Here is a 24,793-nt window from a genome sequence, read left to right as displayed (position 1 = left end):
ACGTGAAATTTGGAATCATTGGTTTAGGATATGTCGGGTTGGCGACGCTCTGTGGTCTCGCCAAAGCCGGACACGAAGTCATCGGAATCGAGGCGGATGATACGAGGTTACGTCTCCTTCGGGCAGGTCATGTGCCGTTTCATGAACCGGGTATGGCGGACGTGCTGTCGGAGCATGCGGACCAAATCACCTTGACGAATCAAATCGGTGACGCGGAACAAGTCGATTATCTCGTCCTGGCCGTCGGAACACCGAGGAAAGAGGATGGCAGCTCGGACTTGTCCGCAATTGATGCGGCGTTGTCTGCCGTCACGACAAGACAAAAAGTCGTCATCCGGAGTTCGGTACCACCGGGGACGACGGATCTGTTATCCGTCATGTATCCGGCCCATACTTTTGCGGTCGTTCCTGAATTCTTACAGGAAGGACGTGCGCTTGCCGACGTGTTGAAACCAAGCCGGGTCGTGATCGGCTGTGAGGATTTAGAAATATCAGAAGAACTTGCCTCCATTTACGGTCGACTTGGGGTCCCGATTGTCTGTACGACACCGGTCAACGCCGAGTTGATCAAATATGCGTCGAATGCCTTTTTGGCGACGAAAATCAGCTTCATGAACGACTTGTCTCAGCTCGCCGATCAAGCCGGTGCTGACATTTCGGTAATTGCCGACGGGATGGGGCTCGACCCCCGGATTGGACGGTCGTTCCTGAACGCGGGAATCGGATATGGCGGTTCATGTTTTCCGAAAGACATGGAGGCACTTCTCCATGTGGCCGAAGCGAACGGGGTCGATTTACCGATCATTCGCACAGCGGCCAAGACGAATGACAACCAGATGAAATATGTGCTATCGAAACTGGATATCCAACCTGACATGCGCGTGGCCATCCTCGGACTGGCCTTCAAGCCGGGGACAGACGATTTACGCGACGCCCCGTCTCTCCAGCTCGCGCATCACCTCACCGTAAAACAGGTCGATGTCATCGGCTATGACCCGATTGCGAAGTGGCGGTATCCACAAGCTGAAACTGTCGAAGAGGCGTTAAAAGATGCCGATTATGCGATATTGGTGACCGAGTGGGACGAGTTGGTGAATTTGACGCCTGACGTATTTGCTGGCATGCGGAAACGTCGACTCATCGATGCCCGTAATGCCTGGAAGTATGCCCGTGACCCGGGAGAGGTCGAGTATGAGGGAGTCGGTCGGATGCAGCGTCCGTCCAACACACCGACGTCCAATTGATAAGAGCGAGACCGTGCCGAACGGTCTCGCAGACTGTGGATAAAGTATGGGTCTACGGTCTTTTTTTGTGCCCAATCCTGAAACGGCTCGCTTTGCTTGCTGTTCCCGCAGGAGTCTCGCCTGCCCGTGCTTGGGCCCCTCCTCCAAGAGGATCCGACGATCAACAAATCGACACACTCTGAGCCGAATCGAACGTCGTTGGAGATGGTCTTGTTTTTGTCATCACTTGAGGGAACGTTTCATCTCCTGTTCACGTATGATAAGGAGAGGAGGGATGTAGGATGTGGATTTTGGCCATTGTGGCACTGTTTCTATTTTTACTCGGCTTCGCGGTCGACCGACTTGGATGGCATAGACTCATCTCGGGCTATCATACGATGACAAAAGAAGAAAAAGAACGTGTCGACTTTAAGAAAGTGGCACGGCTTGTCGCGTGGATGTGTTATGGGATCGGATTAACCTTTTTGTTGATAGTGGCAATCGACGTGTATCAGCTCAACCTGCCACTCGAACCGGTCTTTGTTGTCTTGTTCGTGTTCATCGTGGCGATGATGTGGCGCATGCAGCGATATGACGGCAACATCTACGATGAGGACGGTCGCATCCGACCGGGCGGGAAAAAACGTCTCATCCCCGTCGTCCTCGTCTCGCTTCTGCTTCTCGTCGGAGTGCCGGCGCTTTTTCTCTGGTTCAGCCAACCGACAGAAGTGACCGTGACAGTGGACACCTTCACCATCGAAGGCGCATACGGACGGGAAGTACCGATTGACGACATCACGAATGTCTCGTTGACGACGTTGCCTGACATGAAGCGACGGACGAACGGCGCGGCCACAAGTACACGATTGACCGGACACTTCAAGTCAGAAGATGACGAGGACGTCCTCCTGTTTGTCGACCGGTCCGTCGATGAGGTGATCCGGATTGACTGGACGGACAAGCCGATTTATATGAATTTGGCGACGACAGATGAAACGGTTCAATTGTACGAGACGTTAGCAAATCAGCAAAAGTAAATCGGTGCAAAAGAAAAGGGGCGCTCACGTAACGGAGCGTCCCTTTTCTGTGACCCACGTCTCGAACGTCGCACTGTCGAGAGCAGGGGAGAAATAATAACCTTGACCGAGTGCGACCCCTTCGCGAATCACGCGATCGAGGTCTTCCTCCGTCTCAATCCCTTCAGCGAGAGAGGTCAAGCATTGTTCGTTCGCAAATCGCGAGACGGCACGCAGGAAGGAGGTGCTTTCTTTCGCTTTTCCACTGACATACATGCGGTCGATTTTGACTTCTTGAATCGGCAAGTGCCAGATGGCTTCGAACGAGGCATATCCTGTACCAAAGTCATCGATGGACAGACAGAAACCGAGGTCGGCAATGTCTTCGAGCCGTTCGAGCTCGCTGGCATACGACATGATATCGGACGATTCGGTCAACTCGATTTTGAGAAGGTCCGGCAACCATGGGTAAGCCTCAATCGACTCCTGCAGCTTCGTCACAATCGACGGGTCGACCGAATGGGCGGACAAGTTGAAGGAGAGCGAGATGTCTGCAAACGGTGTGTCACGCCAGGATACGAGCTGCTTGATCGTCATGTCGAGAATATGATGGGACAGCCAGAGAATCTGGTCTGAACGCTCGGCAATCCGGATGAATTCGTTCGGCGGTACGGTCCCGAGCTCTGGATGATGCCAACGTGCGAGCACCTCGGCCCCGACGATCCGTCCGGACTTCAACTCGACTTGCGGTTGATAGACGACAGTCAGGTCACGTTTTCGAATCGCATCCGGAAGCGCCTGTTCAATCTGTGCTGCCCACTGCATTTGGGCAAGAATCTTGGAATCATACCAGACAGACGGTGTCCGGGTCTCTTTGGCGTGTTGCAGGGCTTTCATCGCTTCAAATAAGCAATCGTTGTAGGTTGATGACGTCTCAGTCGCCCCGATTTGGATATGGACGTTTTGACGCTTCTGATTGATGATGAGTTCTGTCGGGAAGAGCTCCATCAGCTCATGCTCATCCTCGGCGGTAAATCCTTTCACGTAAAGCATGAACGTATCATCGCGGTAACGTCCGAATAAGTGCTGGGCATACTTGCCGAGACGGTCTTCCACATGACGCGCAAACTCGGTCATCATCATATCCGCGTAGACCGGGTCATACCAATCGACAAGGTGATGGTAATCATGGAGCCGGATCAAGACGAACGACCCGTCGATCTCCTGTTGCTCCCACGCCTGAATGAAGCCGTATTCGTTGTACAGGTCAGTCGCCAGGTCGAAGCGGACGAGCCGATCGACTTTTCGCTCCCGCTCCACACGATCGGTCTCATCTTCGAAGATCAAGTAATACGTCATCATCTCTCCGCGTTTGAGCGGGGTGATTTTCACGTTCAAGTAACGGACATGCTCACCTTTCAGATGCAAAATGAACTGGGCGCTCGTCACCTGGTCCCGTACGCCTTCGATCGCCTGCTCGAACAGACGGCGGCCGGTGTCCGTGAACAATTGATTGATCTCATATAAATTCCGTTCCCCGAAGAACTGACGGAACATCTCATTTCGTTCAATCAAGTTGTAAGAATCGTCCATCAACGCGATTGCCAGCCCGGTCTCGGAGAATAGGGACGACCAGCGCTCGTGATAACGGACTAGGTCCTGCGACTGGGTCTCAAGCTCATGTACGGTCGAGTGGACACTGACGGCGATCTCCCGTAGCTCGTCCTCGATGCCGCGGAAGTCGTGACTTTCCGGAAACATGACATCGATCGGCTCAAGTCTCGGGTCGATGGCGAGGGCGCGTGCCTTCAAATGTGCCAAGTCGTGATTGTACCGGTTTCTCGTATAATACAAAAGCCCGATCAAGGCGAAGGAGAGTAGCACCGTGAAGATGAAGGATGAAGTGGCGAGTGTGCTGTACCGCGTGCGCTCCTCGAGCAATTGTGTCTCCGCGAGGGAGCGAATCGACCGAAGCGCCGTGTAGGCATCTTCGTAGACGTTCGTCGCATTGACGTAGCGCGCCTCGAGTGTCACTTCTCGGTCAGCCATGCGGGAAAACGATAAGCCGCTCTCCACGAGGTCCGTCACCGCTTTTGTTTGGAGTGCAGGATTCGCCTCGACAATCTCCTGAATCAGTTCCGCTTCATTGACGATCAAGTTGACCGCGTTGACGAACCGTTCTTCATTCAGCTTCTCGTCGAGTAGGATATCCGTACTCCGCATAAAGATCATCTGGATCCGCATGATCGCGTCCGTCAGTTCATACGCGATGTTCGGCTGATTCGTCTGTTCGAGTGCCTGGTATAACCATCGACGGTTGATGGACTCGATGACGTCGACAGGGGCCTCATCAAAGTTTTTCTCTTCAAGGATTTGGTCAAAGTTAGAGGAGAAGGCGTGTAAAATCTCACGCTCCCGTTCATTCATCCCGGAATCTTCACCTTCCCGGAGACGCTCGTTGTATTGAACGGCTCGTTCCTGGTAGGGCGTCGATAAGAAAGAGGTCGTCTGCTCCGAGCTCTCCTCGTACATCGTCGCCGCTTGGTAGAGGACGAGATAAGACTCTGCCCCTGCCAAGTCCGTCGCTTGATTTATATTGGTGATCGTCCGGTCGACCGCCTCGTTCTTCTCGTGCCAGTAAAAACTTGTCCCAAGCCCGAAAAGTAAGACACCGATCAAACAAGCGATCGCAAGGATCATCGTATAAGTCCGATATGGAATTTTTGCAAAGTGGGGTTTACCCATTTGGCACCTCCTTTTTCTCTTCATTAGTTTACTGCCGATTTCGAGTCGTGCGGATAAAATCCTGCGAAACAACAAAAAACCCGACTTTCGTCGGGTTTGTGTTCGTGACTTTTGTCACGGTCTCTTATAGCCGAGAAGCCGTGACTGCCAATACGGCTCTTTACTTAATTGGTTATATCCGAGACCGGACGAGCCTGCATGGATGAACGTATCGGAATTGATCATAATCCCCATGTGCGATGGACCGGAAACATACGTATTTTCGAAGAAAATGATATCTCCAGCTTGCGGGACGAACGATTTGTCCAGCTGTGGACCGAAGTACGTGCTGTTCCAATAGTGCGAGACATTCGTCCTCGGGATGCTGACACCTGCCTGATTGAAGGCGTAATAGATGATGCCTGAACAATCGAAGCCTCCGTTTTCAGGACTCGATGAGGCCCAGACATACGGCGTGCCGACGTAACGCTTCATCACTTCGATTGTCGCAAGACGTGTCGCTTGGGCGCTTTGCCCTTTCACTTGGGTGACCGTTGACTTGGCGACAAACCCTGTCGATAAACGATAGTGTGTTGCCGTTTCGCCGATGACGTTCAACAGTTCACCACGGAGTGTCGTACCGACGACTTGACTCGTCTCACTCGCTTGTGCACGGATTGCTGTCGGACGGTACGTATAATACGTATGTGCGTCATACGCCCCGTCGACCCATTGCTGTTCGGATCCGGATCCTTTCGGGACAGTCTTGACGTAATCCGACGAGACGAACCCGGTCGTATTGCCGATATAAATTTGATGCCAGCCGTTTGATGTCTGGACGACGCGGAGCGTTTCACCGGCTTTCACGCTACCGATGATGGTCGCGTTTGTCGAGGCACTGGCCCGTACATTGAGTGACGGTGTGTTGACGACATAGTCGACCTCGGCATTTCCCGCACCGGCGTCCCCGTCGTTCGGCGTGACCGGGGCAGTTGGTGAGGTCGTCGTTTGTTTCAAATACCCGGCGCTCACATAGCCCGATTTCCCGTTATACGTGACATAGTACCAGTCCCCTGTCTTTTTCGACGCCTGGACCGTCGTACCGTTCGGGATGGTCGTGACGAGCGCGTAACCGATGCCGGCGCCTTGACGTACATTCAAGTTCGCTGTCGTCACGTAGGTTCCTTTGACACTGTCTTCCGGGGTTGATGCCGGCTTCTCCGGTGTGACCGTCGATGCTGAAGTCGTTAAATATGTACTCGCGACATAGCCTGTACGCGAACCGTATTTCACTTGTGACCAGGAGCCTTCCACTTTCAAGACAGTGACCGTTTTTCCTTTTGGGATGGTCGTGAGGACGGTCGTTTTCGTCGACTTCGCCGAACGCAAGTTCAAGTTGGCTTTCGTTGTGGCGGTCGTGACCTCAGTAGGAGCGGACACCGGTGTCGCCGGTTTGTTCGTTGTTTCTTTTTGTAGATAGGCGTTATGTACCCAACCCGTTTGACCACCGTAGGTCACTTTCGTCCATGATCCTTTCGTTTGAATCGGCGTAAGCGTCTGACCTTTCGGGATGGTGAGGAGGACACGGTGCCACGTCCCTCCGGCGAGCCGCATGTTCAAAGCAGCGGTCGTCGTCATACGTGACGTACTGGCAGTCGTCATCTTGGACCCGCCCGAGAGCCGGAGCGTCTGCCCGATCCGGATCCGATCGGACGTCAAACCGTTCAACGATTTGAGCGTGCTGACCGAGATGTCATAGGTGCGGCTGATGGACCAAAGTGAATCACCAGAGCGTACGGTGTGTGTACTTGCGGCTGCGGCTTCGTCTGTGTGAGCGAGTACGCTGACAGTGGCGAGTGCTGCGAATGAATACATGAGACCGGACTTTGAATCCATAAAGTCACTTCCTTTCTGAACCTTACAACGTATACGAATCGACAAGTGAGACAATACAATTTCATTGTACGTTGTGACGAAATCAGGAAGCAATGGGAGAACGGGTCATGAACGGACAGATAATTGAAAAGAAGGTCAATTTTTTATAAAAGGTAATAAATGGTATTTATAACGGTTGAGAATGTGACAAAGCATTGACTTTCTGTTGAATTTTGGAAAACGTTGTAGGCATCAATTCATGCTATTATTAGTTCAAATAAAATTTGATGAGGGAGCAGACAGATGATCGAGAAGAACTTTTCCACCCGAACCTATCGACAACATCAAGAGAAGCTGTTCGAACTCGTTCGTATGCCCGAGGTGACGGAGGAGGGCGTTCAGGAAGCCATCCAGGCCATGTGTCAGATCGTCGTCGACATGCTGGCGGTCGATGTGGTATCTGTCTGGCAGTTTGATTCCTCTTTTAAGACGTTGACACGTCAAGTTACCACCTCTCGGGAAGCAGAGATGGGTCATCCGGAGCTCAAAATCCATCGCGACGCCGCTCCAACCTATTTCGAGGCACTTCAGACGAATCGCGTATTGTCGTTTGAAGACGTCCATCGTCAACCATGGGTGCGGGAGCTGTACGAGGCGTACTTTAGTGAAGGCAAACCGGTACATTCCATGCTGGATGCCCCGATCTATGTCAACAACCGGGTAAAAGGGGTCCTGTGCTGCGAAACGTTTACGCCCCGGGAATGGACATATATTGAAGAGATGATTGTGAGTACGTTGACCGACTTTATCGCAATCCTTTATTTCCGTCTCGATCGACGGAAGGTGGACGAGCATGTGCGACGCCTTGCATACACGGATGAGTTGACAGGTCTATGGAATGACAACGGGTTTATTGAAGAAATCGATGCGTATCGTCATAGACAAACGGATCGTCCCGGGTCGCTCATTTATATGAAAGTGGACGACTTCCGGTCGATTGAGGACGCGATCGGTCTCGAAAAATCCGATGTCATCGTGAAGGAAGTGGCCAGACGATTACGTCATCTTGTCGATCCGTCGCGCTTATCCCGAATTTCACAATCAGGATTCGCCATCTGGACGCCGTTTGGTGACCGGGACGAGGCGTATGCGATGGCCGAACGGTTATGCGAGGCGGTTGTCCGTGATCTATTCGTGATTGATGAACTGGAGGTCATTTTGACGATGAGTGCGTTCATCTCCATGGAGCATGTGGGGCGCTCGACGCTCGAGATGATTCATACGACAAGGGTGGCGGCGAGTGAACACGGGTCGAAACGAGCGGGTATCGTGTTTTATGAGGAAGAGATGGGGATGAAAGCGGCCAACCGGCTCCTGCTGGAGATGAACTTACGAAAAGGGATTGCCGGGGAGGAGTTCCTCCTCTTTTACCAGCCGAAGATCGATGCGGCGACAGGTCGTTTGAAAGGGTTCGAAGGATTGATGCGTTGGATGCATCCGGAGAAGGGATTGATTCCGCCGCTTGACTTCATTCCGCTCGCCGAATCGACAGGTGTCATCATCGACTTGGAGGAATGGGCCTTCGTGACAGCCTGCCGTCAGCTGAAACAATGGCATGACCGGGGAGACCGCTATGAGTTGGCGCTAAACTTATCCGCCCGCCACTTCTTATCTGAAGGGGTCGTCGAGAAGTTCGTTGAAATCGCCAGAGAAGAAGGGGTGTGCCCGAAATATTTGACGCTTGAAATCACAGAGAGCGTCGGAATGGAGAACCAAAAACATGTCATCGACCGATTCGTGGCTTTTCGGGAAGAAGGCTTCTCGGTATCGATTGACGACTTTGGGACCGGTTTTTCGGCATTCGTCTATTTGAAGCACTATCCGATCCATGAAATTAAGATTGACCGGCAATTCATTCAAGTGACCGAGAACGATCCGACGGGAAACGTCATCGTCCAATCCATCGTCGAGCTCGCACGCGGTCTCAATCTGAAGACCGTATGTGAAGGGGTCGAGACGAGTGAGCAGCGGGATACATTGCAGGCGCTCGGTTGCGACGAAGTACAAGGGTATTACTTTTCGCGTCCGTTACCTATTCACGAACTCGAACAGTGGATTGACCTCTATGAAGTCAGTCCACAATAAAAACCATTCTGCAGGACGAGACGTCCCTGCGGAATGGTTTTTTTGTGCAATCATGCGAGCGACGCTTCATACTCATCGAGCTCAAGTTGTAGTATGTACGTTAATTCTTTATGCGCCAATTCAGAGAACCCCGTCTTTTTGACGTGCGTTCGTGGACGCAATCCGCATTCCAAAGCGATGTCGACAATCGTGCGAATCTGATTTTCCGTATAAAACCGTTTGCGCCCGAACGTAAACGGCGTCGGTGGCAATACACCATCGGTTTCCCATTTGATCAACTGCTGCTGGCTACGCGGAATACCCGCCACACCGAACGCGCGACTCAATTCTTTGAGGGGATAGACGATCAAATGTTGGTCTTTATACGAAATTGGTTTTCCGTGAACTGGACGGTAAGCATCCCATTTGGTTGCCGAAAACGTCAAGTCGTTTTTTTGGTCGATGTCGAGTTGAGCGGAAGGAATGGAAGAGGTTCGTGCAAAGTCTAAGCTGTTCATGTTACATGTCTCCTTCTTCAGGACTGACTGGTCATTTCAAAAATGTCCTCTACCGTATCGTACCCCATTTTCAAGTTTTTAACTGACAGTTTTTTCAAACCGGGGAAATGATTCGTAGGACTTTAGACGTATTTTTGAACAAAGTCAGCCGAAGAATAAGATACCCTAATTGGTATGAAAAAACAAGCGAAGTCGCCAATAATCGGAAAATGAATAAATATTCAGATAATATAGGACTTCTGTCACGGAAAAGATTTCTAAAATAGAATGAGCAATTACCACCTCCTTCCGGTTAATAGGGGCGAAGGAGGTGAGACAAATGGCGATGTTTCGAGAGTATACGACTGTGTTTTATTTGGACACGCAACGGCTGGTCGACGGGAAAGAAAAACGGCGACGCGTCCGTTTCGGTCCGCTCAATGAACAGATGGATGAAGCGGCCATCAAGCAATTCGGAGATCAGCTCTCCCCACTCTTGGCGGTCGAGTCGGTCACGTATGTCGTGTCACGCGAGTTTGGCGTGACAGTCTAACATGGAGGAATTCACTTATGACAATCCCCACTCGTCCCGCCGCCGGTTGCCGGCACGATGAGCAGGTGGTCACATGAGTTGGCCAGAACTCATCTCAAACCTCGGGTTTCCAATCGTCGTCTCACTCTATTTGCTCCATCGGATCGAGACGCGGCTTGAGCGCATGATTCAGCTGCTGGAACGATTGGATTCCTCGTATTCACCCGAATCCTAATTCATGACTGAAAGGAGCCATCCCCTATGGCACTCTTAACGGAAAAGAAAGCGACTCTTGTCTTGACGACGCATCACGATCTCGAAAGTGTAAAACCGACGAAAAAAACACAACGTTTCGGTCCGGTTCGTCCGTCCCTCACCGCGGATGAAGCGGATGCATTCGGGCAACTCGTGATTGCCTTGGTCGTGCAGGAAGAAGCGGACCTTCGTGTCGTCCGTGAATACGATTTAGTCTAACCCACACCCCTAAGGAGGAAATAAACCATGACTGAAACTAAATTAGAAATTTCATTTGTAGATGCCTTCAACAAAGTTGTTCGTTTTCGTTTGAACAATGTGAAGCAGCCGATCGATGCGCTCCAGGTCGAGGCACTTGCGGACTTTATGGTCGCGAATGACCCGCTCGCAAAAAACATTACGAAGTGGACAGAAATCAAAATGATTGAAGACACGCAAACCGTGTTGAGCGCGAAATAACGTGAAGGGCACCGTCAAAAGACGGTGTCTTTTTTTAGCTTTTAAATTTTCTATTTAGCAATTATATTAAGAAGAGATAAAATTAATTAAAATAAGGAAGGTATTGTAAATTGAAACATAAATATTTTTTGATTCTATTGTTTTCACTGTTCTTCTTCGGTTCAGCGAACGGCGTGAGCGCCACAAGCAAATTTGAGACCGGTGTCTACATGGACCAGCCGGTCAGCCCGATTAAAGGAACTTCCTATTATCTTGACGAACGGGCAGGAACGACACGTATACATGACCTTAAGTCCAACACGACGATCCCTGTCGATTATGAAGGGAATTTAGCAGTGTATGGAGAGAGCGGATTTAACGCCATCTATACATATACGCCAAGTGCGGACGGGACAGAGTTTGTCGTCGACCCTGAACAAGATGACTGGCTCCTACGTGTGAAGACCGACGGTTCGACGATGCCGATGATTCAGCCGACGCATTCGGCGACGCTTGAATTGCAGGCGTATGATGTACAACGTAATGTGGTGATTTGGAAAGATGCGAGTACCTATGCGGTGACTGTGAGCGACCTCGAGGGGAATGTTCGTTGGCAACAGGAGGCGACACGTAAAACGAAGCCTTTTCTGTCGCAGACGACGGATGAAATCGTACTCGTCGAGCAGTATGAATATAGCGTGACGAAGGTTTCGCTCTTGACGGGAGACGTTGTGTCCACGTCAACGATCCCGAATTTCATTCAGCAGATGCGTGTGGAAACTTCGACGAACAAGCTTTTTTTGACGACATCCGGCGATTTATTCGTTTATGACATCGAGACGTCTACGCTCAGTCGAGTGGACAGTCGTTATGACAGTTTCTCTTCAATCTCCTCGGTGATCTATCATAATGGGCTATATTACGCTTTTAATTCAAGCGATCGACTCTATGTGATTGACCTTGCCAAAGGTACGATGCAGGAACGGAGAATGAACTCTGGTGACGGGTACGTCCTCCTGGAAGGTGGGTTCATGATCCAGGACCGTCGCTGGTTATTAGACCTTGATCGACTGGATGACATCCCGACCGCGGTATACGCTAGTTTGCAGGCTGTCGAACCAGAGGGAGACGGGAACTTCTGGCTGGGAGAGGCGTATCGTTTGGCTGCCATTCTGTATACGAGTGACGGGACGCGGCACGCCGTCCCGATTTCTGAAATCGGTCCAGCCGCCGAAGTGATTGACGCAACGCGAACATTTGAAGAAGGGGGAATCGTTCCTTCTTTTGATGCCCCGTTCGGATTTTCTGTGCAAATAGGGTGGTTGGAGAGCAAGTATGTGTGGCTTAAGCCGGTCGAGAAATGGCCACTTCAAATCGATCCGTTGCTTGACGGAGGTCCCCTAGGAGAAATCACGGGGACGACCGTACCGAATGCGACAGTTTACGTAACGTGTGAAAAAGCAACGTATTCGGATTGTTCCGGAACAGTTCAGTCAGATGAAGACGGTCGTTTCACATTCTCGCGAGGCATCATCCTGGATAATCAAACAATCAAAATCTATGCGGCTGATGCACGGGAATATCTTGATGCGACAAAAGCATCGATCAAACAGGAACTCGTTCTTGCTCCGAAAGTAGTCGATCAACCGACAGAGGTGTTATCAAATACCCGGATTGAAGGCGTGACGATCCGAACTGAGCCGTTTGCTACCATTGAAGTCCGTCAAATCAACTCGAAGACGGACTATACCGTAAAAGAAGTGAAGGCCGATGAGGACGGGATTGCTCACTTGACGACATATGACTCGAGTCAGCCGTGGACGTATTACGTCTTCTTCCGAATCGTTGGAACGGACCGCCCGTATGAAAAGGTTGCGGTTATTCAAGATTATCCGATGCCGTCCGTCACGTGGATGAAGCCGCCTAAAACGGGTGACACGACGTTGACGGTATACAATGACAAGCTGAATCCGTTGCTGGCCCTGTATCGGAACGGCTGGACGGAAACGACGAAACGACTCGTCCCCGGATTGAATGTCATCACATTGAAAGAGCCGCTCCGTGAAGGACAGACCCTCAAATTGGTCGCGAGCTTCCGTCCGGAACTCTCTCAGACGTTCGAACAAAAAGTGACGAGTGATCTACCGAAGACGCTCTCTGTAAAGGACGTGCTCCTCACATATTCGACAGCGACGTTTACGATTGTGACGGACCCGAATGCCGATGTCCGTTTCCTCCTGAATGGCCGAACGCTTGGCACAACACTAGTCGGAACGAATCGATACCGGGTGCTCGCCAAATCGGGTTCGACCATTGTCATCGAATCCGCATACGGTACGAAGCGGAAGACGCTCACGTATACCTTGCCGCGAGCGACCATCCAAGCGTTTAAACCGACAGATGAATTGACGAAATGGACGGGCAAGACGTTGCCCTATGCGACTGTCCGTTTAAAAAATGGAACGAAAGTCATTGCGACGGCTAAAGCAAATTCGACGGGAACGTACACGCTCAAATTTAGTCGTCAACGTGCGGGGACGAGGTTAGTGTTCGAAGCCAAGGCCGGCATCCATCGCGATGCCAAGTCGGCAATCGTCAAAGCGGGGGTACGTCCGACGGTTCGTGTCGGGACGATCCGTTCGACGACGAAACGAGTGGCTGTCCTTACGAACGTCCCGTATGGAACGGTTTACGTGTACAATGGGAAGAAACTCGTCGCGAAAAAATCTATTGGATCAACGACGACGAGTGTATATATCGGTTCGCAACGACGAGGCTCGAAACTCACGTTTAAAGTCGTGACGCCGGCGAATCGCTCGAATCAAACGACAAAAACCGTATATTAAGTTGGAAGGAAACTCTTGCTGTTTGAGTTTCCTTTTTTTATTTTGGTCAATCCTCTTCACAATTTTCTGATAAAAGTCGATAAAAGAAGAAACGTTGCAAAATGAGAGGGGTATACATAGATGGCATGGAAACAGAGATGGTCTCAAGCCGTTAACCGATTGAAGCGGAAGCCAACCTTTAAATGGAAACCGACATTCAAACGGAAACCGGTCCTCAAGTGGAAACGATTGAAAAAAGGTGAACTACAGACATCGTTCGGTGCGACCTTTATGAAACTGGTGAAAAAAATTGACGAGATGAACATCGGGAAGGATTTGACAATCCGCAAGAAATTGTGGGGGCTCATCGTCCTGTCACTCGTGATGGTCATCGGTGTCGGCGGCTACGCGCTCGTGTCTTTAAAGGATGCGAACAACCAAGCGGACGACATCGTCAATAATTGGAATAAAGGGCTCGACTATGCCCATGAACTGAATACGCTCGCGGCGAACTATCGCACGCTCGAACTCGACCACATTGTCTCAGACGATGCGGCGGTGAAAGAGGAATTGCGAGGAAAGATGACAGCGATTCGGGAAAACATCAACACAATCGCCCCGAAATATGAAGCACGTGCTGTGAACGAGGAAGACAAAGAACTCTTCCACAACTTCTCGCGTCAATGGGAAATGTACCAACGGGTTTCCGATAATATGCTGAAGTTCAGTGATTCAGGGAACTTGGGAATGGCGCGTGCTTACTACGACGCGCAATCACAGTCCACGTACGATAACTTTACACAAAGATTGACAGAGCTCGTCACATATAACTCGGAAGGTTCGGCACGTGTCGGGCAGGACATGGAGAAAGAGTTCATGCAGTCACTTGCCGCCCTGTTGGTCGTTACAGTCGGCGCGCTCGCCATCCTTCTATTCTTAGGGTTCAGCTTACTTCGTTCAATCGTGCGTCCGATGCAGACACTTCAGACGCGTTTTGACGAACTTGCGACACAGGGCGGAGACTTGACGATGACGATCCCGGTGACGTCAAACGACGAAATCGGACAGGTGAGCCGTTCGTTCAATACATTCCTCGGGACTCTCCGGGAAATCATGATCGATGTGGACGAGACGGCAAAAGTCGTGCTCACTTCTTCAAAAGAAGTGTCCGCGGAAGTGACGCGTCTTAGTCATTATATGGAAGAAACGTCTGGCACTGTCGAAGAGTTGACTGCCGGTATGGAAGAGACGGCAGCCTCTTCTCAAGAGATGAGTGCATCGACGACCGAGATGGGAAGTTCAATCGACTCGATCGTTGACTTGTCGAATGAAAGTGCGGAGACAGCGAGCCAAGTCGAGGCCCGGGCCCATGAGATGCGCCAACAGGCGATCGGTTCGAAGACTGAAGCCGTGTCTATCATTGAGAACAAACAGGCAGAACTCGCAGAAGCCATCAAAGGGGCGCAATCGGTCGAAGAGATCCGCGTCTTGACGACCGCGATTCTTGCCATCGCCGACCAGACGAACTTACTTGCCTTAAACGCTTCGATTGAAGCAGCGCGTGCAGGGGATGCGGGACGAGGTTTTGCGGTCGTCGCTTCCGAGATTCGTAAACTCGCGGAGAACTCACGTCAGACGGTGAACGAGATTCGTACGGTCTCCAATACAGTAATCGATTCGGTCGAGCGGTTGAATACGAGCTCGGCAGATATGTTGTCCTTCTTGAACACGAGTGTACTCGCAGACTACGATCGCCTTGAGGCGGCGGCGACGCAATATGAACAGGATGCGACCGTGTTCGGACAGACGGCGAAGACGTTTGAAGGGAATGCCCTCCAACTTCGTCATATGACCGACAACATCCTCGGCGTCATCCACGAAGTGGCGACAACGGTGACGGAAGGGGCGGACGGCACACAGTCCATCTCCGAGAAAGTACAGCTTTCAGTTGAACGCTTCAACGACGTCCAAATGCGGATGGCGGAGACCGAGCAACGCGCAAGTGAGCTCTCAAACCGTGTCGCACAATTTAAACTGTGATTTACCGAAAACATTCAGACACCTTTTGTGTCTGAATGTTTTTTTGTGTCTAGTTTTCGACCGATTAAATCTAAAATTTGGTCAATGAGTTGTCGAATGTCAATAGATTGGTATAAATTAGGTCGATGCGTCCGATAAAGGGAATGCAACACACAAAAATAGAGAAAAAGAGGTGGAAGAGGTAGTATGCCTCGATGAAAGTGAAAAAAATGCTTAGACAGCGTACATTGACGCAAAAAATGTTTGGTGGGATCGGGTTGATCCTCCTATTGATTGCATTCGGTATGGGGTATAACCTCCTGACGCTTCATAACACGACGAGTCGCTATGAAGAGATGATTGCAAAAGATGTCATGCGAATGAAGGCGGCCGATGCTTTGTCCCTCGGGATGACACGACAAGCCTATGGACTCCGTGGCTACATGTTGAACCAGGACCCGTCGCATCTGGATAAAGAAAAATTAGGTTCGACAGGGAAGGAAGCAGCCCTTCGTGAGCTGATTGACCTTTCCATCTCGCAAGAAGAAAAAGAAACGTTTGAAAAGTTATTAGATTTCGCCCTCGAATACGATGGGATGTCAAAAGAATTGATTGCGGCCATTGACGCGAAAGACGACCGCGAGATTGAACGGCTAGGACTTGAAGTCATGCCGGATGTGACCGTATTCATTACCGAGCAAGGTCAAATCATCCAAAAAGAAACGGCAGAGGCAATGCTGTTGAAACAAGAAGAGTTGACGAAGTCGAGTCAACAGTCCTTCCTTTATTCGTCCATCATCGCCGTTGTCATTTTTGCGCTGACGATTTTGGCCGGCTACATGATCAAACAAATGGTGACGTCCCCGCTTCGTCAATTGGCAATCGAAGTGGATGTCGTCGCAGAAGGCGACTTGACGCGGGACGATCTACAAGCACTCACCCAAGATGAGATCGGACAACTCATGACCGGATTCAACCGAATGAAAGGCAGTCTGCGTGAGTTGATTGAACGCGTCAGTCGCAACACGCAAGAAATCACGGCGCAATCGGAAGAGCTGTATGCGAGCACGGAAGAGATGTCTTCCCAAACGGAAGAAACGACCCGTTTGATCGACCGGGTCGTCGAAGAGACGATCGCGCAGGCGAAAGAGGCAACAGGCAGCGCGCAAGCCGTTGCTGCGGCTGACGAAGGCGTCGGTCAAATCGCAGGTGCCATCGGTTCAATCAATGAAGATGTATCGAGAAGTCTCCAACTCGCCGAGGATGGCGGCTTGACGATGGAACAAGCGAAGCAGGAAGTGCTCGCCCTCGATCAGGAGACGCGGGTGACCGGAGAATCGATCGCGACGCTAAAACAACAGTCGGATGAAATCGCCTTGATCACGGAAGTCATCCAGTCTATCACGGACCAGACCAATCTGTTGGCGTTGAACGCGGCCATCGAAGCGGCACGTGCCGGTGAACAAGGGAAAGGGTTCGCGGTCGTCGCAGAAGAGGTGCGGAAACTGGCCGAACAATCGAAGCAATCCGCGACCCAAATCGCGGGGTTGATCGAATCGATCCAAACCCAGTCGAACGCGGTATTGGACCAGCACGCAATCAGTGCGAAACGCGTCGAGACGAATACGGTCTTGCTTGAAAAAGCGACCACTGCCTTCCAGCAAATCGTGCGTCAGTTGCAGACTTCGGTCGACAACACATCGCATATTCGTGTCGCATCGAATGAGATTGCGGTGACAACGAAACAGGTCGCGACTTCTTCACTCCAAATCGCCCAGGAAAGCGAGGAGATGGCCGAAACGATGCGTAACGTCGGAGAGACGGCGGACGCGCAGCTTGCCATGATTCAGGAGTTGAACGGGGTCGCCGAATCACTCGGAAACATGACGAGTGAGTTGCAGGGTCTGATCGGACAATTTACAACTTGATCGCTGAAAGCCATGGTTTTTTCAAGCCATGGCTTATTTTGTTACGAATTCATGAAAACCCTTTCAAAAATTAGGGAATGTTTTTGGTTATTGGTACAAATCGAAGTTGTTCAACCGATATATAGGTTGTACTGATTATTTTTTATAGGAATCGAGGTGGAATGAGGATCTGATCCTCATATGTACATGAAACGACTGAAAAAGCTATCCTTGAAGACCCCCTCTTTCAAGAAGCCTAAGGTGAAAGAGAAGAACGGAACGTCGAAGAAACCTTTCTTCCTGAAGCGACTGTCTTTGACGAAGAAACTGTTTGGCGGGATCAGTGTCATTCTTCTCGTCATTGCTTTTGGGATGGGTTACGCTGTATGGAACTTGCAGCAAATGACCGGTGAGTATGAGCATGTCATCGAGCAAGACGTGATGAAGATGAAGGCGGCGGAACAACTTTCGCGTGGCATGATTCTTCAGGCGTACGGTGTACGTGGTTATGTCCTATCACCTAAAGAGGACCGGCTCGCCCAAATCGAACAAGGCGGGAAGGAAAAGAAAGAAGCCATCATTCAGCTCCTCAATTTAGCTGAAACGGAAGAAGAGACGAACGAAATGAACACGCTCTTGTCCTATGCGAGTGGATATGACGATTTGACGGTTCAATTGGTCGATGCGGTCGATGCCGAGGACACAGAGAAAGTGGAACGGTTGATCACGAAAATCATGCCGGATATGACGGTCGCTATCACCTCAAAAGGGGAGACGATTCAAGCGGAAGCTGAGAAAGCGATGACTGATAGCCAACAGGAATTGGCGGCGATGAGTGAGCTCTCGCGCTGGTACATGATCGGAATCGCTATCTTAACCTTCATTTTGGCTCTTGTCGCGGGTGTGATCCTGCAACGAATCGTGACACGTCCGCTTCGTGCCTTATCAGCAGAGGTCGGTGTGGTCGCAAACGGCGATTTGACGCGCGAAGATTTGCAAGCGCTTTCGAAAGATGAGATCGGTCAACTCATCGTCGGCTTTAACCAGATGAAAGGAAACTTGCGTGACCTGATTGACGAGGTCAGTCGAAACGCGCAAGAAATCACCGCACAGTCCGAGGAACTGTACGCGAGCACCGAAGAGATGTCTTCCCAAACGGAAGAGACGACACGCCGCATCGAGCAAGTCGTTCAAGAGACGATTGTTCAATCTGAGGAAGCGACACGAAGCGGTCAGGAAGTGGCAGCGGCAAACCTTGGCGTCGAGCGGATCGTCACATCAATCGGGACGATCAGTGAGGACGTGGAAACGAGTCTTCAACTGGCCGAACAAGGGGAACGTTCGATTCGTCAGGCAAAAGATGAAGTTCTCGCGCTCGAGGCGGAAACGATTGCGACGGGTGAATCGATTACCGCACTCAAGCAACAATCGGATGAGATTGCTTTGATCACGGAAGTCATCCGATCCATTACCGACCAGACGAACTTACTCGCACTGAATGCCGCCATCGAAGCGGCACGTGCAGGTGAGCACGGCAAAGGGTTTGCAGTCGTGGCCGAAGAAGTCCGGAAACTTGCGGAGCAATCGAAACAATCTGCTATGCGAATTGCCGGCTTGATCGAATCGATTCAAACCCAGTCGAATGCGGTACTCAACCGTCATGCGATGAGTGCGAAACGTGTCGAGACGAACACCGAATTGCTCGAGGAAGCGACGACATCATTCCGACAAATCGTCGGTCAGTTACAGGCATCGGTTGAGAATGCTTCCCATATCCGGGCCGCTTCGAATGAGATTGCCGAGACGACACGACAAGTCGCATCCACGACGGCTTCAATGGCGTCTGGAAGCGAATCGAACGCTTCGGCGATGCGTGAAGTCGGTGAAACTGCAGACGCGCAGCTCGCGATGATTCAAGAATTGAACGGTGTCGCGGAATCACTTGGTCATATGACGGGTGACTTGCAGACACTGATTGGAAAATTTACAACGTAAACGATGAGTCCCGACCAAAAGTCGGGACTTTTTTTGAACCGGTCGGTGCGATTAGTCTCTCAAAAAGAAGGGAAATGAAGAAGGGTAAAAAACATAAAGGAGCGGATCTGATGAAATATACCGTCATTACAGGAGCAAGTTCCGGAATCGGCTATGAAACGGCGAAGCTACTCGCTGAAAAAGGCAAATCACTGGTCCTCGTCGCGAGACGCACGAAAGAGCTCGAGTCGTTGCGTGATGAAATTAAATCGATTTCACCGGACAGTGATGTGTTGATCGAGTCAATCGACTTATCCTATAGCGAGAACGTGTATGCGCTATATGAATCTTTGACAAACCTCGATATCGAAACGTGGATCAACAATGCAGGATTCGGAGACTTTGACCTCGTCCAGGACGTAGACTTAGGAAAAATTGAGAAGATGCTCCGCCTGAACATCGAAGCGCTCACGGTCCTTTCGAGCCTTTATGTCCGCGATTACCATGACGTCGAAGGGGCGCAGTTGTTGAACGTGTCTTCAGCTGGTGGATATCGCATCGTCCCGAATGCCGTCACCTACTGTGCGACGAAGTTTTACGTCAGCGCCTATACGGAAGGACTCGCTCAAGAATTGATTCATAACGACGCCAAGCTTCGGGCGAAGGTGCTCGCACCGGCTGCGACGGAGACCGAGTTTGCGGATCGTTCCCGTGACCAGGAAGGATTTGACTACAGTCAGAACGTGCCCAAGTATCATACCGCACGCGAGATGGCTGAGTTTTTATACCAGCTACTTGAAAGCGATCAAATCGTCGGGATCGTCAATCATGAGGACTATTCGTTCAACTTACGGGGACCAATCAAACCGTATGCGGGATAAATAAAAAAATCTCGTCCGGAGATGGACGAGATTTCAGACTGTAGACAATGTATAAGTCTATGGTCTTTTTTTGTGCCCAAAACGGGCGTGGCTCGCTTTCCTAGGGGCAAGCAGGGAGCCGCATCGCGACTGCGACGCTGCTGGGTCTCCCTTTGCTTGCTGTTCCCTCAGGAGTCTCGCCTCCACGTTTTGGTCACTTCTTTGTCGCCCCTCCATATATAATGGTGTGAGAAGAAGACATGGGGGGCGAATCAAACGTAGTAGAAGAGACGATCCCACGACGGGAACTAATCTTCGGACGAGTTTTTTGTTTAATTCGAGTGAATCGAATACCCTCCGGTGAAACGATATGTCAGGCGACGAATCCAGTAGCGGATTTGCAGGTGTGTGACATAGTAGCGTGAAGTGTTCGGCAAAATGACATTGTCGACATACTCTTTAAACATCGTTCGAAACACCTTGTCTGAACTGTGATCATAGGTCGCACTCCACATGCCGTGGTCTTCTACTTCAAGCAAGAGCCCGATCATTTCATCAGTCAACGGCTCCCCTTCGTTCAGTTGACCGGTTAAGGCACTGACCCGGCTACTGCACAGCTGGGCATAGAGGGAGTGGGCACGAGGGTCATGCGGATGGGCGAACAAATAATTGAGCGCGACTCGGGTCAACTCCTCATTCATCTCGAGTGGTACGTCGTCAAATACTTGGAAAAATTCTAAGAGCATGCTCACGGTATCATCCGCGAATCCGGCGAGGCGGACATAATGCAATAAGTGAAGCCCCGACTCTCCGTAAAACTTCCGATTGAAGTAATGGATGGCGAGGGCACGTCTTGGCATCGGCACATCGGGATAACGCTCGACAGCCCGAAGGAAATGCTGTTCTGCTTCAAATGTGAATCCAGATTCCTCACTGATGTGACCATTCATTAAGTGAATCAGTGGGTGGTCACCGAGCAAACTTGCCTCATCGACGAGGCGTTTCGCCTGGTCGAGCTCTCCTTCACGGATGAGTGGATAGGCACGGACGACTTTGAAAAACGGATCGTCCGGAAATGCCGTCTCGCCGTTAGTTGCGAGCCGATCAATCGTTTCGGCGTTATACTCGTCCACCAGTTCTTCGAGGAGGATCATTTCCCAAAAAGTGCGCTGGAGTTCCGGCGTATGTAAATCGATGGTGTGCTTCATTCTGTATTCTCCTCACGAGTAGTGGTGTGGCTTCATTATACTGGTTGGGGAAGAGGGAAGATAGAATGGTTTCGAGAAAAAGGGGAAAAGTTAACTAATCGGATTATCAGGAAAGGAGAATCGAAAATGGCAAGCTTCACCGGATATATCGTCGAGGTGACAGAGGAATTTATACGCGTCGCACCCCGACCGGATACAGACCGGTTCGACGGTATCGTGTTTCGCATGGATGAACAATTCACACATCGGGAGCCGCTCGTCGTCGGCCAACAGGTCCGGGTCAAGCATGATGAACAGTTGACGCGTTCCCTGCCACCACAGGCGACGGCGCACCGAATCGATGTGTTATGATGAAGTCGAGGTGAACGAAATGGGACAACGAAACTTCTTATGGCTCGGGGTGGTCATCGGCTTCAGCGCCCTTGTCGTCTGGCTGTTGCAGGACAAAATACCGTTTTGGCTGCTATCGATCCTGCTCCTTTCACTCGGAGCCGTGCTCGGAAATCTCCAACGACGATTCACGCGAGACAAATGACAAGCACACCATCATGCGGATGGTGTGCTTGTTGCTTCTTCTTCGGCCGGTGGATCGTTCGTCGCGTCCTCACCTGATCCATCTTCTGGATTGTCTGGGTCTGCCGGTTCGTCGGGCTCGGTTGTCGGCGGATCGTCCTCTACAGGTTCATCTGTTTCCGGCGGATCAGCCGGTTCGGTCGGCGGTTCCTCCGGATCGGTCGGTTCGTCGGGTGTGACGTCCGGTTCGGTCGGTTCTTCCTCGGTTACGTCTTCATCTGATGTGTCGTCTTCAACCGGGGTTTCCGGTTCAACCGAGTCTTCTTCAGCCGGCTCTTCGGGTTCAGCTGCCGGTTCTTCAGATTCGGCAGAGGGTGTGTCCGTTGCGGGTGCATTTGGTTTTTTATCAGGTTCATCTGTCAAATCAGGTGTGATGGGTGCAACAGGTGCGAGTTCGACGGGAGGTGGAGATGGGGTGTCGGCCTCTAACAATTTTCGGACATCATTTTCAAATAAGGCTGTCGGCAAGGCGATTCCTCGCAAGTGGATGGCGACGACGCGGCCTGAGTCCGAGACGAGCGGACTGCCGATGGCGTTGCGTGGAAGGTCGAAGTTGCGTGTGTATCCATTTTCAGAAAAGCTGACGGTACCCGTGATGCGTTCTTTCATCGTAAGGGTTAACAAGGTTTCTTTTTCAGAGGCGATGGCTTGGGTGAAAAGGAACGGGGTCTCCTCGGTTTCTGCGATTCGGATGACGGCGATCAGCGGAGTTCGTCCGACGACTGTACCCGACACGGATTTCCCGTCGTGGTACATGATGATGTTCGTCAATCCCGCAACGTTTGACGCGGCGGTCAACACGTCACGCGGACTAATCAAAAATCCGGTCCCGTAACTGACGGTGTATAGACTGCGCTGGAGATTCGCGAAATCAACGGTCGTCGCTTCATCCGCTGAAGCGGTATCCTCCCCGAAATTAAGGGTGACTTTATCTGCGAGCGAGTCACTTGAGCGCAACATATCCTCGAAATAGGCATTCCCAACGACAGCGACAAACGCAATCAGAACGACTGTGAGCGGGAGGGCAAGTAACCAATAAGGGCGACGTGAGCGATGACCGCACGCCGGACAGACAAGTTTGGAGCGGGTCTTTGTTCCACAACGGGGGCAAGTCACAACGACACCTTCTTTCTAAAAAGTTCGATGTTATGCATATACCTTCAAACAGATAGAGGTAAACAAATATTTAGGGTGGGTAACACACCCGGCATCGCGTGTTAAGATGGAGAGAAAAGTAGGTAGGGGAGACAGCATGAAATTTGTAATCTTGATTGGTCCACAGGCAGTCGGAAAAATGACCGTCGGACAGAAACTGGCCGAGCGGACCGGATTGACCTTGTTCCATAACCATATGACGATCGATCTCGTCGGACAATTTTTCAACTATGGGACGGAGGAAGGACGCCGGCTCGTGAAATTGTTTCGTCAGGAATTGTTCGAGGCCGTGGCTAAAAGCGATTTACCGGGAATGATTTTCACGTTTGTGTGGGCGTTCGACATGAAAGCGGATTGGGAGTATATCCAACAGGTGACGGCTTTGTTTGAAGAACACGGGGCCGAAATCTATTATGTGGAGCTCGAGGCGGATATGGAAGAACGGCTCGTTCGCAACACGACCGAGAATCGCTTGTTACATAAACCGTCGAAACGGGACATCGTTTGGTCGGAAAATGATTTAAAACAGTCGATGGAGAGGTATCGATTGAACTCTTATCCGGGAGAGCTTGAGGTCAAACACTACTTACGAATCGATAATACCCATCTCGATCCCGAAGCGGTCGCCACAGAAATCGAGCAATATTTTGGTCTATAAGGAAGTCCCCCGTCGTATGTTTTGGCATGCGACTTTTTTGTGTCATCTCGAAAACGTGACAAAATAATCGGGTAAGAACAATTGAAAATACAAATTCAATGTTTTGTATCGACATTTGTATGGTAATAAAACATGTAGAGTACGAAAATGAAAAGGGGATGGCGGCATGTCTCAATCGACACTTCAAACGGCGATCAAAGAAGAGCTATTGTCTCGTATCAAGGACGGACGTTTTAAAGAAGGCGAAAAATTTCCGACTGAGCATGCACTTTGTGAGGAGTTTGGCGTCAGCCGAACGACAATCCGGGGAGCGCTAAATCAACTGACAACGGAAGGGTATCTCTTACGTCAACAGGGACGGGGTACGTATGTTGCCGGTGAGACGGGACAATCTTCAGCTGCCTCCACGCCACATTACTCAGCCCAACTGGCTTTTCAAGGGAGTGAAGGACAAGTGTCGATCCTCGATTTGTCTGTCATCTCGGCGACGGGACAACTCGCCTCTGTTTTTGAAGTGAGCATGCAGACACCGATTCAAAAAATCGAACGGCTTCGCCATGTGGACGAGGAACCGACGCAATATGAATTATCCTTTATCCCGTGGAACGTCGCCCCGGGGATCACGGAAGAACAGGCGGCGTACCCACTCTATCAGACCCTGTCTACCGGTCACGGTGTCCGGGTCGCCAAGACGACGGAAGCGCTCGAGTTTGTCCTTGCAGACGAACGGCTCAGCGAGTTGTTGAACTGTCCGGTCGAGACACCCTGTTTCCATATCGAGACGGTCACCGAAGACGAGATGGGAAGGACGATTGAATATTCTCGCTCCTATTTCCGTGGTGATAAAGCGGGATTCGTCATCGAACGGAATTACATGTGAACCATCCTACCTGATGCACGCATCAGGTCCTTTTTTGTACAAGCATTGTA

General features: G+C 50.9%; 21 protein-coding genes. 16 read left to right on the top strand and 5 right to left on the bottom strand.

The genetic code is table 11. The features are described 5' to 3' along the window. Positions 1–2 precede the first annotated feature (2 nt). Positions 3–1,244 (top strand): UDP-glucose dehydrogenase family protein, encoded by a 1,242-nt coding sequence (locus KNP03_RS04320; protein WP_214825739.1) that lies wholly within the window; start codon positions 3–5, stop codon positions 1,242–1,244. Between the two features lie 281 nt (positions 1,245–1,525). Next, positions 1,526–2,260 (top strand): DUF3784 domain-containing protein, encoded by a 735-nt coding sequence (locus KNP03_RS04315; RefSeq protein ID WP_214825733.1) that lies wholly within the window; start codon positions 1,526–1,528, stop codon positions 2,258–2,260. Positions 2,261–2,284: 24 nt separating this feature from the next. Here KNP03_RS04315 and KNP03_RS04310 read toward each other — a convergent pair whose 3' ends face one another. Together KNP03_RS04310 and KNP03_RS04305 are read right to left on the bottom strand one after the other, a co-directional pair. Further along, positions 2,285–4,984, bottom strand: a complete 2,700-nt coding sequence (locus KNP03_RS04310; RefSeq protein ID WP_214825731.1) for an EAL domain-containing protein — start codon at positions 4,982–4,984, stop codon at positions 2,285–2,287. Between the two features lie 114 nt (positions 4,985–5,098). After that, positions 5,099–6,859, bottom strand: coding sequence for an SH3 domain-containing protein (locus tag KNP03_RS04305; RefSeq protein WP_214825729.1), 1,761 nt, complete (start codon positions 6,857–6,859; stop codon positions 5,099–5,101). Positions 6,860–7,141: 282 nt separating this feature from the next. Between KNP03_RS04305 and KNP03_RS04300 the strand changes: the two genes are divergently transcribed. Beyond that, positions 7,142–8,983 carry a putative bifunctional diguanylate cyclase/phosphodiesterase gene (locus KNP03_RS04300; RefSeq protein WP_214825727.1) on the top strand — a complete coding sequence of 614 codons (1,842 nt, stop codon included), beginning with the start codon at positions 7,142–7,144 and terminating at the stop codon, positions 8,981–8,983. 50 nt (positions 8,984–9,033) lie between these two features. Here KNP03_RS04300 and KNP03_RS04295 read toward each other — a convergent pair whose 3' ends face one another. Then, positions 9,034–9,480, bottom strand: coding sequence for a helix-turn-helix domain-containing protein (locus tag KNP03_RS04295; protein WP_214825725.1), 447 nt, complete (start codon positions 9,478–9,480; stop codon positions 9,034–9,036). A gap of 319 nt (positions 9,481–9,799) precedes the next feature. Here KNP03_RS04295 and KNP03_RS04290 point away from each other — a divergent pair, with 319 nt between their 5' ends. The 9 genes from KNP03_RS04290 (at position 9,800) to KNP03_RS04250 (ending at position 20,290) form a co-directional block, all read left to right on the top strand. Further along, positions 9,800–10,012, top strand: coding sequence for a hypothetical protein (locus tag KNP03_RS04290; protein WP_214825723.1), 213 nt, complete (start codon positions 9,800–9,802; stop codon positions 10,010–10,012). A gap of 73 nt (positions 10,013–10,085) precedes the next feature. Next, entirely contained in the window at positions 10,086–10,226 is a 141-nt protein-coding gene (locus KNP03_RS04285) for a YvrJ family protein (RefSeq protein ID WP_214825721.1), read from the top strand. Between the two features lie 26 nt (positions 10,227–10,252). Further along, positions 10,253–10,465, top strand: a complete 213-nt coding sequence (locus tag KNP03_RS04280) for a hypothetical protein (protein WP_214825719.1) — start codon at positions 10,253–10,255, stop codon at positions 10,463–10,465. Between the two features lie 27 nt (positions 10,466–10,492). Further along, positions 10,493–10,705, top strand: coding sequence for a DUF2922 family protein (locus KNP03_RS04275; protein WP_214825718.1), 213 nt, complete (start codon positions 10,493–10,495; stop codon positions 10,703–10,705). A gap of 110 nt (positions 10,706–10,815) precedes the next feature. Beyond that, positions 10,816–13,530, top strand: coding sequence for a hypothetical protein (locus KNP03_RS04270; RefSeq protein ID WP_214825716.1), 2,715 nt, complete (start codon positions 10,816–10,818; stop codon positions 13,528–13,530). Between the two features lie 120 nt (positions 13,531–13,650). Continuing rightward, on the top strand, positions 13,651–15,549 hold the full coding sequence (locus KNP03_RS04265) for a methyl-accepting chemotaxis protein (protein ID WP_214825714.1): 1,899 nt from the start codon (positions 13,651–13,653) through the stop codon (positions 15,547–15,549). A gap of 194 nt (positions 15,550–15,743) precedes the next feature. After that, positions 15,744–17,456 carry a methyl-accepting chemotaxis protein gene (locus KNP03_RS04260; RefSeq protein WP_240544426.1) on the top strand — a complete coding sequence of 571 codons (1,713 nt, stop codon included), beginning with the start codon at positions 15,744–15,746 and terminating at the stop codon, positions 17,454–17,456. Between the two features lie 240 nt (positions 17,457–17,696). Beyond that, on the top strand, positions 17,697–19,430 hold the full coding sequence (locus tag KNP03_RS04255; RefSeq protein ID WP_338082703.1) for a methyl-accepting chemotaxis protein: 1,734 nt from the start codon (positions 17,697–17,699) through the stop codon (positions 19,428–19,430). 110 nt (positions 19,431–19,540) lie between these two features. After that, complete coding sequence (locus tag KNP03_RS04250; protein ID WP_214825712.1) at positions 19,541–20,290, top strand: SDR family NAD(P)-dependent oxidoreductase; 750 nt, start codon at positions 19,541–19,543, stop codon at positions 20,288–20,290. Positions 20,291–20,601: 311 nt separating this feature from the next. On the opposite strand, the gene KNP03_RS04245 is transcribed toward KNP03_RS04250, so the two are convergent. Then, positions 20,602–21,477, bottom strand: a complete 876-nt coding sequence (locus KNP03_RS04245; RefSeq protein ID WP_214825710.1) for a tetratricopeptide repeat protein — start codon at positions 21,475–21,477, stop codon at positions 20,602–20,604. Between the two features lie 126 nt (positions 21,478–21,603). Between KNP03_RS04245 and KNP03_RS04240 the strand changes: the two genes are divergently transcribed. Together KNP03_RS04240 and KNP03_RS04235 are read left to right on the top strand one after the other, a co-directional pair. Then, the gene (locus KNP03_RS04240; RefSeq protein ID WP_214825708.1) at positions 21,604–21,828 is read left to right on the top strand and encodes a DUF3221 domain-containing protein; all 225 of its coding nucleotides are present in this window, start codon (positions 21,604–21,606) and stop codon (positions 21,826–21,828) included. 19 nt (positions 21,829–21,847) lie between these two features. Next, positions 21,848–22,012, top strand: coding sequence for a hypothetical protein (locus tag KNP03_RS04235; protein ID WP_214825706.1), 165 nt, complete (start codon positions 21,848–21,850; stop codon positions 22,010–22,012). Positions 22,013–22,023: 11 nt separating this feature from the next. On the opposite strand, the gene KNP03_RS04230 is transcribed toward KNP03_RS04235, so the two are convergent. Next, entirely contained in the window at positions 22,024–23,166 is a 1,143-nt protein-coding gene (locus KNP03_RS04230; protein ID WP_214825704.1) for a hypothetical protein, read from the bottom strand. A gap of 136 nt (positions 23,167–23,302) precedes the next feature. Between KNP03_RS04230 and KNP03_RS04225 the strand changes: the two genes are divergently transcribed. Together KNP03_RS04225 and KNP03_RS04220 are read left to right on the top strand one after the other, a co-directional pair. Continuing rightward, positions 23,303–23,863 carry an AAA family ATPase gene (locus tag KNP03_RS04225; protein WP_214825702.1) on the top strand — a complete coding sequence of 187 codons (561 nt, stop codon included), beginning with the start codon at positions 23,303–23,305 and terminating at the stop codon, positions 23,861–23,863. Between the two features lie 166 nt (positions 23,864–24,029). Further along, complete coding sequence (locus KNP03_RS04220) at positions 24,030–24,743, top strand: GntR family transcriptional regulator (RefSeq protein ID WP_214825700.1); 714 nt, start codon at positions 24,030–24,032, stop codon at positions 24,741–24,743. The last annotated feature ends 50 nt before the right edge of the window (positions 24,744–24,793 follow it).

Origin of the sequence: Exiguobacterium algae (assembly GCF_018617875.1) — a bacterium.
Classification (GTDB): domain Bacteria; phylum Bacillota; class Bacilli; order Exiguobacteriales; family Exiguobacteriaceae; genus Exiguobacterium; species Exiguobacterium algae.
The sequence above is the reverse complement of the archived record's forward strand: the minus strand, read 5'-3'. Positions and strand labels throughout refer to the sequence as shown.

Coding starts and splice junctions, on each gene's coding strand:
- KNP03_RS04290 (WP_214825723.1), top strand. CDS start 9,800: ATGGCGATGTTTCGAGAGTATACGACTGTGTTTTATTTGGACACGCAA.
- KNP03_RS04225 (WP_214825702.1), top strand. CDS start 23,303: ATGAAATTTGTAATCTTGATTGGTCCACAGGCAGTCGGAAAAATGACC.
- KNP03_RS04275 (WP_214825718.1), top strand. CDS start 10,493: ATGACTGAAACTAAATTAGAAATTTCATTTGTAGATGCCTTCAACAAA.
- KNP03_RS04315 (WP_214825733.1), top strand. CDS start 1,526: ATGTGGATTTTGGCCATTGTGGCACTGTTTCTATTTTTACTCGGCTTC.
- KNP03_RS04260 (WP_240544426.1), top strand. CDS start 15,744: ATGAAAGTGAAAAAAATGCTTAGACAGCGTACATTGACGCAAAAAATG.
- KNP03_RS04250 (WP_214825712.1), top strand. CDS start 19,541: ATGAAATATACCGTCATTACAGGAGCAAGTTCCGGAATCGGCTATGAA.
- KNP03_RS04235 (WP_214825706.1), top strand. CDS start 21,848: ATGGGACAACGAAACTTCTTATGGCTCGGGGTGGTCATCGGCTTCAGC.
- KNP03_RS04280 (WP_214825719.1), top strand. CDS start 10,253: ATGGCACTCTTAACGGAAAAGAAAGCGACTCTTGTCTTGACGACGCAT.
- KNP03_RS04295 (WP_214825725.1), bottom strand. CDS start 9,480: ATGAACAGCTTAGACTTTGCACGAACCTCTTCCATTCCTTCCGCTCAA.
- KNP03_RS04240 (WP_214825708.1), top strand. CDS start 21,604: ATGGCAAGCTTCACCGGATATATCGTCGAGGTGACAGAGGAATTTATA.
- KNP03_RS04265 (WP_214825714.1), top strand. CDS start 13,651: ATGGCATGGAAACAGAGATGGTCTCAAGCCGTTAACCGATTGAAGCGG.
- KNP03_RS04245 (WP_214825710.1), bottom strand. CDS start 21,477: ATGAAGCACACCATCGATTTACATACGCCGGAACTCCAGCGCACTTTT.
- KNP03_RS04220 (WP_214825700.1), top strand. CDS start 24,030: ATGTCTCAATCGACACTTCAAACGGCGATCAAAGAAGAGCTATTGTCT.
- KNP03_RS04285 (WP_214825721.1), top strand. CDS start 10,086: ATGAGTTGGCCAGAACTCATCTCAAACCTCGGGTTTCCAATCGTCGTC.
- KNP03_RS04300 (WP_214825727.1), top strand. CDS start 7,142: ATGATCGAGAAGAACTTTTCCACCCGAACCTATCGACAACATCAAGAG.
- KNP03_RS04310 (WP_214825731.1), bottom strand. CDS start 4,984: ATGGGTAAACCCCACTTTGCAAAAATTCCATATCGGACTTATACGATG.
- KNP03_RS04305 (WP_214825729.1), bottom strand. CDS start 6,859: ATGGATTCAAAGTCCGGTCTCATGTATTCATTCGCAGCACTCGCCACT.